Genomic DNA, 11,415 nt, shown 5'->3' with positions numbered 1-11,415 from the left:
TCCGGCGGAATCAATGGCGGCCCCAGCCAGTACGTTCGGGGCCTACTTGTTGGCGGCGGCCTCTTCCGCCTTCTTCTGCAGATCGCCGAGGACCTTCTTCGGGTCCTCCTTGGCGGCCTTGCCACCGGTCTTCTTGATCTCGGCGGAGACGATGTCCCAGGACGGGTCGCCCAGCGGGTAGAACTTCGCGTTCTCCAGCTCGTCGAAGAAGGGCTTCAGGTCCTCGTGCTTGCCGTTGGACTGCATCGTCTTGAGCGCGTCCTGGGTGACCGGCGGGAAGTTGTACATCTCATCGAACTTCAGCATCTTCTTCGTGTACACGAAGTCGAGGAAGGTCTTGATCTGCTTCTGCTTGCCGCCGTCCTTGAAGGCCATCATCCAGTCGGCGACACCGAGCGTCGACTTCAGCGGGCCTTCCTTGCCGGGGATGGTGACGACGCCGTAGTCGACCTTGCCCTGCTTGGCCATCTGGACGAGGCTCGGGTGGCCGTTGAGCATGCCGACCTTGCCCGCGGCGAAGTCCGCGAAGGCTTCCTTGCGGTCGGTGGTGCCCGGGTTGGCGTACGTCAGCCCCGGCTTGACCAGGTTCTTCTGGAGCCACTCGAAGGTCTCGACGTTCTGCTTGCTGTCGATGGTGTACTTGCCGCTGTCGTCGGTGTAGCCACCGCCGTTGCCCAGCTCCCACATCATCATCTCGCCCTGGGCCTCTTCGGGGCCGAGAGGCAGTGCGTAGGGGGTGTCGGCGGCCTTGGACTTCTTTATCTTCTGGGCGGCGTCGGCCAGTTCGTCCCAGGTCTTCGGCGGGTTCTTGACGCCCGCCTTCTTGAAGACCTCCTTGTTGTAGAAGAGCACGCGGGAGGAGGAGACCCACGGGATGCCGTACTGGGTGCCGTCCACCTCGCCGGCCTTGGCGAAGGAGGGAATGAGGTTCTGCTTCGTCTTGGGCGAGAGAACGTCGTCGGCCTTGTAGAGCAGGTCGTCGGCGACCTTGTCCGCGTAACCGCCGGTCTGCAGCAGGTCCGGAACGTTTCCGCTCTGGATCATCGTCTTGACCTGCTTGTCGATGTCGTTCCAGTTGATGACCTGGACGTCGACCTTGATGTCCTTGTGCTTCTTCTCGAAGTCCTTGACGACCTGGTCCCAGTAGATCTTGGAGGCGTTGGACTTCTTGTCGCCGTAGTCGGCGGCCACCAGTTTGATGGTGTTCTTGTCCCCGGAGCCCCCGTCGTCACCGCCACAGGCGGTGACGCTCAGTGCCATGGCGAGCGCCGCGGCACCGGCCGCCACTGCTCTCTTGTTCATGTTGCTCAACCCTTCGACATCGGTGTCGACTTGCTCGCAGGTGATACGTCACTCCGGGCGCGACCCGGATCCCCCAGGCAACGTCGGGCGAGGAGAGCCCCGACTGCTTGGCGAGGTGATCCCCGTGCCGCTACGGCGCAGAGACTACTCACGGCATATTCCGCCGCACAGGTCTAGGCCACTTTCGTGGCCAACCTGAAATCACCGTCCGCCACCGCCGGTTCCCGGCGGCTCATTTGAGGGCGCCGGCGGTCAGCCCGGCCTGCACCTGACGCTGGAAGACGGCATAGACCACCAGCACCGGGACCATGGCGATGGTCAGCCCGGCGAACAGGGCGCCCCAGTCTCCCGCGTAGCCCTGGGAGACCGTCAACGCCGCCAGCCCCTGGGGCAGGACGTAGTTGTTCTCGTCCTCGTTGTTGAGCAGCAGCGGCAGCAGATACTGGTTCCACTGACCGAGGAAGTTGAAGATGCCGATGCTCACCAGCCCGGGCTTGGCCATCGGCAGCATCACCTGGAAGAAGGTCCGGGTGTGCGAGGCACCGTCGATCATCGCCGCCTCCTGGACCCCGCTGGGCAGGGTCCTGAAGAACGAGGTCAAAAAGAAGGTGGTGAACGGCAGCGAGTAGGCGATGTAGGCGATGATCAACCCCGGCCGGGTGTCCAGCAGGGACATGTTGTCCATGATCGTGAACAGCGGGATCAGCGCCAGGATCACCGGGAACATCATCCCGCCCGCGAACAACAGGAAGATGAACCTGTTGCCGGGGAAGGTGAAACGGGCGATGACGTAGGCGGCCATCGAGCCCAGCAGCATGGTGCCGGTCAGCGAGCCGGCCAGGATGACCAGGGAGTTGAACGCGTACCGGCCGATCTTCGCCTCGGTCCAGGCGTTGGCGAAGTTCTGCCAGTGGATCGAGGTGGGCAGCCCCATCGGGTCGTTGAGGAAGTCCGCCGTGGGCCGGAAGGCCGTCATCGCCACCCAGATCAGCGGCCCCGCCGCCATCACGACCCAGGCGATCAGAAAGGCGTGCGAGAAGACGTTCAGCGCGCCGCGTTCGCCGGTGCCCCCGTCCTTCCTTCCGGCGGCCCGACGGCCGGCGGCCGGCTCGGACCCGGACGTGGCGGAGGCGGTCTGCTGGTCGGTGACTGCGTCGGTGGGCATCGGTTCGGCACTCATCGCTTCCCGCTTCTCAGTACTCGATCTGGTCACGGCGTCCGATCCTCATCACGATCAGCGTGAAGATCATGCTCAGCACGAGGAGCACCACACCGATGGCCGTGGCGTAGCCGAACTGGCCTTCCCGGAACCGCTCGTAGAGGTAGACGGGGGTCACCTTCAGCGCGTGCGGCGGCACCATGATCAAAACCACCGCGAAGGCGTCCAGGGCCTGGATGCCCATGTAGACCCAGCCGGTGCGCACGGTGTCCCAGATCAGCGGCAAGGTGACCCGGAAGAAGGTGGCGGCCCGCCCGGCACCGTCCAGCAACGCGGCCTCGTAGACGTCCTTGGGGATCGCACCCATGGCGGCGGAGAAGAGCACCACGTAGAACCCGACGAAGCTCCAGGCGATCACCGCCATGGTGGAGAACAGGGCGAGCTTGTAGTCGCCGCCGAGCCAGCGCTGTTCGAGGCCCTCCAGTCCCACGGAGCCGAGCAGACCGTTGAGCAGGCCGCTCCGCGAGCTGTAGACCTGCTGCCACACCACGGCGATCAGCGCGATGGACAGCACCTGCGGGAAGAAGTAGACGATCTTGTAGATCGAGGAGCCCGCCACGCCCGAGATCGCCTGGCCCCTGCGGTGCCGTCCGCCCGCGGTGATCATGTAGGCGAAGAAGATGCCCAGCACCAGGGTGATCAGCGGAACGACGACCAGCAGCAGCAGGCTGGACTGCAGGGAGTCCCAGAACTTCTCGTCGTTCCACATCTTCACATAGTTGTCGCCGCCGACGAAGTTCGCCGAGGCACCGCCCGCCCAGTCCGTGAACGAGTAGTAGATCGCCTGGAGGAACGGGGAGATCACGAACACCGCGTAGAAGAGCAGCGGCAGGGCCAGGAAGCCCACGATGAAGCGGTACTTGTCCAGCGTCCGGTACCGGCGGTCGTTGCGCACCCGCTCCGGAGTGAACCGGGGCGGCAGGATGATGGCGAGCGCGAAGGCCGGTCCACCGCTGGTCCGCGTTCGCCCGGAAGGCTGCTTCCCGCTCGTCTGCCCGCCCGTGGCCGGCTGTGTCTCAGTCTTCACGCCGCTCCGATTCTCCCTGCGGCTCCGCCGCTGTCCGGTCGCTCAGGACTTCTTGATCTTGGTGACGTCAGGGTCCTTGGCGGTGCGGTCGGCGGCCTTCTGCATCGCGTTCATGGCCTCCTTCACCGAGGTCTCGCCGTTCATGAACTTCCCGATGACGGAGTCGAAGTCCACCCGCCACAGATCGGCGTACCACTCCTTGAAGAACGCGATCACGATGTTGTCACCGGCGGCCTTGACGGCCTGCTGCGCGCTCTTCACGCCCGGCGGCAGTTCCATGCCGTCGATGGCGCCCTTGACCACGGGCATCGAGGAGACCTCGCGGAAGAGGTTCACCGCGGCCTTCTTGCTGTACATCATCCGCATCCACTCCAGGCCGCCCTGCCGGTTCGAGGCCTTGGCCGGGATGATGTAGGGCTCACCGGGAGGGGCGTAGAGGGTGCCGAAGGGCATCGGGTCGCCCTTGTCGAAGGAGGGCGACGCGCCGACGCGCATCTCGAAGTTCTTGGGCGTGGTGTCCTTCGCCTCGTTCTCCACCCAGGAGCCGTCCGGAATGAAGACGGCCTTGCCCTTCGTCCAGGCGGTCTGCGCCTCGATGTGAGCGTTCTTGCCGTCGAAACCGGTCAGCACGTACTTCTTGGCGAGCAGTTCCTCATAGGCCTCGAAGACCTGTTTGACCGCGTCGGTCTTCCAGGCGTTCGGCTCCAGGTAATCGAAGGCGTCGAGCTGTTTGCGCCCGCCCGCCTGGCCGAACATGGAGTACATGCTGAAGAACATGTAGCGGGGGTGCCCTGCCGGGTACGTCCAGCCGTGCACGCCCTTCTTCTTGGCCTTCTTGCAGAGGGCCAGCATGTCGTCCCAGGTCTTCGGGTATTCGGTCTCCAGCCGGTCGCGGAGCATCGTGTCCGAGTACCAGATGCCGTAGACGGTCTGGGCGATGTTGAGCTGGTAGCAGGCGTCGGTGCCGAACTGGCCCATCTCCAGGACGCCGGGCACCAGGGTGTCGCGCACCTTGACGTCCGGATCGTCCCAGCTCGGGGCGTCGAGGAGTTCGGTGACATCGCTGACCTGCTTGTTCTTGACGAGCTTCGAGATCGACATCATCTCGGCGCCGGAGTTGTTGACCACGTCCGGCGGGTCGCCCTTGATGATCCGCGGCTGGACCTGGGTGGCGATGCGTTCGGTCTTCTTCTGGTCGACCTCCGCCTTCGGATACCGCTTCTCGTACATGTCACTGACGAAGCGCGCGTACTTGTCGTCGTATCCGCCGTTGAAGATATACGCCTGAAGAGCGGCGTTCTCTTTGACGCCCAACGGATTCTTGGCCGACTTCTTGCCCTTTTCGGCCTTCGTGTCCTCGTCGCCGCCCGTTGCGCAGGACGTCAGCGAGCCGAGGGCCGGCACGGCGAGCAGTCCGGCCGCGGTGGCCTTGACGACATCGCGACGGTTGACGCTGTTGGTTCCCATGCTCAAGTCCTCGCCTTCTCCAGGACTCAGGCGGTGTACCGGTCTCCCGTCAACTCGCCACCGGCGAAGGGCCCGACACCGCGGGTCAGTTCAAGCTGAGTGGTGCGGATCTTGCGGATGGTGCGCCAGTGAATCGGCGCCCGCGCGCGGGTACCGTTCGAGGTGGGACAGGTATAGTCCACTCTCCGCCACCTGGGCAAGATCGAGAACAGTTCGACCGACCATCTTTCCCGAGTTGAGACCTGTGCTGTTTTCTCCTTCTTCCGGTGTCCCCAACTGACTTGACACCGGGGGGCGGAGATACGTTACTGGTCGCTGAAATCCATAATCTGACAACGTTGTCGGCCTGCTGAGAGGTCCGTGTGCGCCGCAGCTCACCGCTCCGTCCCCGGCCAACGGTCGGATCCGGGCCGCCGGCCCGGACACACCGCAGACCACTGCCCCGGCACCGAGCAGTCCCTCGCCCCACAGCCGCCCGGCGGTACGCCCTCGCGCTCACCCTCGCGCTGCTCGCCACCACCACGGCGCAGGCGACAGCCGCCACCGCTGCCCCCGACCCCGGCACGGGCCCGCCCAACACCCGGTTCGCCTCGTCGTTCGAGCCCGACACCCCGGCACCCGACTGGCGCGACGCCGTCGAGACCCGGCCGGACGGCAGTCCGCGCGCCGACGGTGTCACCGCCCACGGCAGGCCGGGCCTGGCCACCCGCACCGGCACCGGGCCCGAATCGTCCCCCACCGCGAAGACCCGCGCGGGCTTCACCGGAACCCGCGCACTGCGCTACGCGGGCACACACACGGCACCGGGCCACGGGTACGCGTACAACAAGGTCTTCGACGTCGATGTGACCGTCACCCGCGACACCGTGCTCTCCTACCGGCTCTTTCCCGAGATGACCGGCCACGACCGCTCGTACGCCGCCACCGCAGTGGCCGTGGACCTGGCCTTCACCGACGGCAGCCACCTCAGCGAACTGCACGCCACCGACCAGCACGGCACCCGGCTGACCCCGGCCGCGCAGGGCACCGGCAAGACGCTGTACGTCAACCAGTGGAACCACATACAGGCCGCCATCGGCCGCGTCGCCGAGGGCAGGACCGTCGACCGCGTACTTCTCGGCTACGACGCGCCGAGCCGACCGGCCGACGGTACCCGCCCCTTCAGCGGCTGGCTGGACGACATCCGCCTCGCCCCGCAGCGCCCCGCCGCCCCCAAGGCACATCCGTCCGACCACGTGGTCACCACCCGCGGCACCAACTCCAGCGGCTCCTTCTCACGCGGCAACAACTTCCCCGCCACCGCGCTGCCGCACGGCTTCAACTTCTGGACGCCGGTGACCGACGCCGGCGCCAAGGACTGGCTGTACGAGTACGCGCGCAAGAACAGCGCCGACAACCTGCCGACACTGCAGGCCTTCAGCGCCAGCCATGAGCCCAGCCCGTGGATGGGCGACCGGCAGACGTTCCAGGTGATGCCCTCGGCTGCGAAGGGCGCCCCGGACGCCTCCCGCACGGCCCGCGCACTGCCCTTCCGGCACTCCGACGAGACGGCCAAGCCGCACTATTACGGCGTCACCTTCGTCAACGGGCTGCGCGCCGAGGTCACTCCGACCGACCACGCCGCGATGATGCGCTTCACCTTCCCCAAGGCGGACGCAGCCCTCCTGTTCGACAACGTCGACGACGACGCGGGGCTCACCCTGGACACCGACCGGGGCGTGGTGAGCGGCTGGTCCGACGTGAGGAGCGGGCTGTCGACCGGGGCGACGCGGATGTTCGTCCACGCCGAGTTCGACGCCCCCGTCACCGACGGCGGCAAACTGACCGGGGGCGGCAGCAAGGACGCCGCCGGCTATCTGCGCTTCGACCCCGGAGCCGACCGCACCGTCATCATGCGGATCGCCACCTCGCTGATCGGCGTCGGCCAGGCGAAGGCCAATCTGCGCGCCGAGATCCCCTCCGACCGCTCCTTCGCACAGGTCGAGAAGCGGGCGCAGCAGCGCTGGGACGATCTGCTGGGCGTCATCGAGGTCGAGGGCGCCACACCCGACCAGCTCACCACGCTCTACTCCAACCTCTACCGGCTCTACCTCTACCCCAACGCGGGCCACGAGCGGGCCGGTGGGAAGTCCCGCTACGCCAGCCCGTTCTCCCCCGCCGAGGAACCGGACACCCCCACCGAGACGGGGTCGAAGATCGTCGACGGCGAGGTGTACGTCAACAACGGTTTCTGGGACACCTACCGCACCACCTGGCCGGCCTACTCCCTGCTCAGCCCCCGGCAGGCGGGGAAGATGGCCGACGGCTTCGTGCAGCAGTACAAGGACGGCGGCTGGATCTCCCGCTGGTCCTCACCCGGCTATGCCGATCTGATGACCGGCACCTCCTCCGACGTCGCTTTCGCCGACGCGTACCTCAAGGGCGTCGACCTCGACGCGGAGGCCGCCTACGAGGCCGCCGTCAAGAACGCGACCGTCGCGCCACCCGACCCGGGCGTGGGCCGAAAGGGCATGGCCACCTCCCCCTTCGTCGGCTACACCAGCACCGACACCAAGGAGGGCATGTCCTGGGCGCTGGAGGGCTACCTGAACGACTTCGGCATCGCGAAGATGGGCAAGGCGCTGTACAAGAAGACCGGCAAGAAGCGCTACAAGGAGGAGTCGGCCTACTTCCTCCAGCGGGCCCGCAACTACGTCCATCACTTCGACAAGAAGGTCGACTTCTTCCAGGGCCGCACCGCCGACGGCTCCTGGCGGCTGTCCCCCGACGCGTACGACCCTCGTGTGTGGGGCCATGACTACACCGAGACCAACGGCTGGAACTTCGCCTTCACCGCGCCCCAGGACACCCGCGGCCTGGCCAACCTCTACGGCGGCCGGCCCGCCCTCGCCGGGAAACTGGACCGCTACTTCGCCACCCAGGAGACCGGCGAGGAAAAGTACGCGGGCAGCTACGGCGGCGTCATCCACGAGATGACCGAGGCCCGCGACGTCCGCATGGGCATGTACGGGCACAGCAACCAGCCCGCACACCACATCGCCTACATGTACGACGCGGCCGGGCAGCCGTGGAAGACCCAGGCCAAGGTCCGCGAGGTCCTCTCCCGGCTCTACGTCGGCAGCGAGATCGGCCAGGGCTACCCGGGCGACGAGGACAACGGGGAGATGTCGGCCTGGTACGTCTTCAGCGCGCTGGGCTTCTATCCGCTGGTGATGGGCTCCCCCGAGTACGCGGTCGGCTCCCCGCTGTTCACCAAGGCCACCGTCCATCTGGAGGGCGGCCGGGACCTGGTGGTCAAGGCGCCCGGGAACAGCAAGCGGAACGTCTACGTCCAGGGGCTGAAGGTCGACGGCAAGAAGTGGCACTCCACCGCGATGCCGCACAAGCTGCTGGCCGACGGCGGAACCCTGGAGTTCACCATGGGGCCGAAGCCGTCGAAGTGGGGCACGGGAGGCGACAGCGCCCCGTCGTCCATCACCCACGACGACAAGGTGCCCTCCCCGCAGGCCGACGTCAGCGAGGCCGACGACTCCCCGCTGCTGGACAACACCTCCAGCACGGCCGCCGATGTCACCTCCGCTCCCGTCCCGGTGGCCGAGGGCGCCCGCGTCACCTCCTACACCCTCACCTCCGACGACCGCGCGGCGGCGCCCGGCGGCTGGCGGCTGGAGGGGTCGCGGGACGGCAAGCGGTGGCACACGGTGGACCGGCGTACGGGCGAGACCTTCCGCTGGGACAAGCAGACCCGGGTGTTCCAGCTTCCGCACACCGCCCGCTACCGCAGCTACCGGCTGGTTGCGGCTGGGCCGAAGGCCCGGCTGGCGGAGGTGGAACTGCTGGGCAGCCGCTGAGCGCACCGCCTCCCCGGTCAGGGGCTGAGCGGCCTCCCAGGCAAGGGGTGAGTGCGCCCGCTCAGCCCCTGGCCGGGCCGCACTGCGTGACGGCTTCGCGCAGAGCCTGCCGAAAGGCCCGTACGGCGGGGTGGTGGCTGCCTCCGCGACGCACAGCGGTGATCAGTTTTCGGCAGTGCCGACCGTCCGGCAGCGGATGCAGGGGCAGCGTCGGCGCGGTGCCGTGCCACAGCAGGTCCGGCAGCATCGCAGCGGCATGGCCTCGCTCCGCGAGCCGCAGATGCAGCAGCAGATCGCTGGACTCGAAGCGCACATCGGGCTCGAACCCGGCGTCACGGCACAGGGTGACGGCACGGTGCCGGGCGGGCGTGCCCTCGGGCTCCATCACCCAGGCGCTCCCGGCGAGCGCGCGCAGCGCCTCCCTCGGGGGCTGCGAGGAGTCGAGCGCGGGGTGGGCCAACCGCACCGGGTCCTCGCACAGGTCCTCCTGCTCCAGCTCCGCCGGGCGCGGGATGGGACTGCCCGGGTACTCCTCGGACAGCACCATGTCGAAGTCGTGGGTGAGCAGCGCCGGCAGGGCCTCCTCCGGCTCCGCCTGGGTGACGTGCACCCGCAGCTGCGGGTGGGCGTCCCGGACGAGGGACAGCGCCGTCGGGATCAGTGCGAGAGCCGCGGTCTGGAAGGAGGCGATCCGCAGCGTCCCAAAGACCGCGGTGAGTGAACCGGCGAGATCCGCCTCGGCCCGCTCCAGCCGTTCGAGTACGGCCTCGACGTGATCGACCAGGATCTCCGCCTGCGCGGTGAGCCGCACCCTACGACCCACCGGCTCCAGCAGCCGCACGCCCACTTCCCTCTCCAGCTGGGAGAGTTGCTGGGAGACCGAAGAGGGGCTGTAGGAAAGGGCGGCGGCGACGGCGGCGAGCGTGCCGCGGTGCTTGAGCTCGCGCAGCAGCCGCAGTCGGTGGAGGTCGAACATCCGGGGTCCCCGCGCAGCAATGGATCGGCGCACCGATTGGGCCGATTGGTCGGTTTTTCTTACGAGTATAGTTCGAAAAGGTTTGCTGGACCGATGGGCCAGGTCGCACACAGGCTGATCCCATGAACGAGACACCCGCCTCCGACTCCCCCACCTGGTACACCAACCCCACCGCCCGCGAGTGGCGCACCACCCCGGCCCCCGCCGAGGTCCGGGCCTTCCACACCGCACTGTGCGACCACGCCCCCACGCCGTTGACCGAACTCCCCGGCCTCGCCGCCGAGATCGGCGTCGGGCGGGTCCTGGTCAAGGACGAGTCCGCCCGCCTGGGGTTGCCGGCCTTCAAAGCGCTGGGCACCTCCTGGGCGGTGCACCGGATCCTCGCGGAACGGCCCGAGGGCCCGGAGCCGGGCGCACTCACCCTGGTCACCGCGACCGACGGCAACCACGGCCGGGCGCTGGCCCGGATGGCCCGCCGCTTCGGCCGGCAGGCACACGTCTTCGTGCCCTGGGGCGTGCACCCGGCAGCAGTGGCGGCACTCTCCGCGGAAGGAGCCCGTGTCACCCAGGTCGAAGGGCCGTACGACGACGCGGTGAGCGCCGCCGCCGAGGCCGCCGCCGCACCCGACGCGGTCCTGGTCCAGGACACCGCCTGGCCCGGCTACGAGCGCATTCCCGGCTGGATCGTGGAGGGCTACTCGACGCTCTTCGCCGAGATCGACGCCCAACTCGCCGAAGCGGGCGCCCGACCGCCCGGTCTGGTGGCCGTGCCGGTCGGGGTCGGCTCACTGGCCCAGGCCGCCGTCACCCACTACCGCAGCCGCCCCTCCGGTACCGCCGCGACCGCCCTGCTGTCCGTGGAGCCCCAGGCGGCGCCCTGCGTCCTGGAGAGCCTGCACCGCCAGGAGGCCGTCACCGTCACCACCGGCGAGACCGCCATGGCCGGACTGAACTGCGGGACCCCCTCCCACCTCGCCTGGCCCCACCTGCGCGGGGGGCTGGACGCCGCCGTGGCCGTCACCGAGGACGCGGCCCGCACCGCCGCCCGCGATCTGGCGGCCCTCGGTGTCCCCGCGGGACCCTGCGGCGCCGCCTCGCTCGCCGGTGTGCGGGCCGCTCTGCGCGGACCGCGCGCCTGGGAACGGCGCGCCGCGCTGGGACTGACCGCCGGGTCCACCGTCGTCCTGCTCAGTACGGAAGGCCCCGCGGCCAACCCGCAGTTCCAGCAGGAGCGGCCGTGACCCTGGTGACCATCGCCCTGATGGGCGCCGCCACGTTCGGCCTGCGCTTCGCCTTCTTCGGCCCGCTCACCCCGCAGCGGATCTCACCGCGCCTCGAACAGGCACTCCCCCACCTGATGCCCGCCGTCCTGATGGCCCTCGTCGTGCCGGCCGTACTGCCGGCTTCGTACCTGTCCGGCGACGGTCCGACATGGCTGACGCCCGCCCTGGCCGGGGCCCTGACCGGGTTCGCGGTCGGCGCGGTGCGACGGGACAGCTTCCTGCTGGTCTTCGGCTCCGGGATGGCCGCCTTCGCGCTGACGGGCTTCCTCCTGTGAGCCGCGCCAGGGGAG

At 68.3% G+C, this 11,415-nt stretch carries 8 protein-coding genes; 3 read left to right on the top strand and 5 right to left on the bottom strand.

Features of this window, described 5'->3' with window-relative positions:
- Positions 1 to 42: 42 nt before the first annotated feature.
- The 4 genes from JW613_RS24235 to ngcE all read right to left on the bottom strand — a co-directional run bounded on the left by JW613_RS24235 (position 43) and on the right by ngcE (position 5,015).
- Entirely contained in the window at positions 43 to 1,302 is a 1,260-nt protein-coding gene (locus JW613_RS24235) for an extracellular solute-binding protein (RefSeq protein WP_180289782.1), read from the bottom strand.
- A gap of 232 nt (positions 1,303 to 1,534) precedes the next feature.
- Positions 1,535 to 2,467: a carbohydrate ABC transporter permease gene (locus JW613_RS24230; protein WP_372447994.1), complete on the bottom strand. Its 933-nt coding sequence runs from the start codon at positions 2,465 to 2,467 to the stop codon at positions 1,535 to 1,537.
- A gap of 28 nt (positions 2,468 to 2,495) precedes the next feature.
- Positions 2,496 to 3,548, bottom strand: a complete 1,053-nt coding sequence (locus tag JW613_RS24225) for a carbohydrate ABC transporter permease (RefSeq protein WP_307866019.1) — start codon at positions 3,546 to 3,548, stop codon at positions 2,496 to 2,498.
- 42 nt (positions 3,549 to 3,590) lie between these two features.
- The gene (gene ngcE / locus JW613_RS24220; protein ID WP_209213052.1) at positions 3,591 to 5,015 is read right to left on the bottom strand and encodes an N-acetylglucosamine/diacetylchitobiose ABC transporter substrate-binding protein; all 1,425 of its coding nucleotides are present in this window, start codon (positions 5,013 to 5,015) and stop codon (positions 3,591 to 3,593) included.
- 362 nt (positions 5,016 to 5,377) lie between these two features.
- Between ngcE and JW613_RS24215 the strand changes: the two genes are divergently transcribed.
- Positions 5,378 to 8,866 (top strand): GH92 family glycosyl hydrolase, encoded by a 3,489-nt coding sequence (locus tag JW613_RS24215; protein ID WP_372447993.1) that lies wholly within the window; start codon positions 5,378 to 5,380, stop codon positions 8,864 to 8,866.
- Between the two features lie 61 nt (positions 8,867 to 8,927).
- On the opposite strand, the gene JW613_RS24210 is transcribed toward JW613_RS24215, so the two are convergent.
- Complete coding sequence (locus JW613_RS24210) at positions 8,928 to 9,842, bottom strand: LysR substrate-binding domain-containing protein (protein WP_209213051.1); 915 nt, start codon at positions 9,840 to 9,842, stop codon at positions 8,928 to 8,930.
- Positions 9,843 to 9,964: 122 nt separating this feature from the next.
- On the opposite strand from JW613_RS24210, the gene JW613_RS24205 reads away from it, so the two are divergent.
- A complete protein-coding gene (locus JW613_RS24205; protein ID WP_209213050.1) occupies positions 9,965 to 11,083 on the top strand; it encodes a diaminopropionate ammonia-lyase in 1,119 nt (372 codons plus the stop codon).
- Positions 11,080 to 11,400, top strand: coding sequence for an AzlD domain-containing protein (locus tag JW613_RS24200; protein WP_209213049.1), 321 nt, complete (start codon positions 11,080 to 11,082; stop codon positions 11,398 to 11,400). Before JW613_RS24205 ends, JW613_RS24200 begins: the two co-directional genes overlap by 4 nt.
- Positions 11,401 to 11,415: the final 15 nt, after the last annotated feature.

Origin of the sequence: Streptomyces smyrnaeus (assembly GCF_017676345.1) — a bacterium.
Lineage (GTDB): Bacteria > Actinomycetota > Actinomycetes > Streptomycetales > Streptomycetaceae > Streptomyces > Streptomyces smyrnaeus.
The sequence above is the reverse complement of the archived record's forward strand: the minus strand, read 5'-3'. Positions and strand labels throughout refer to the sequence as shown.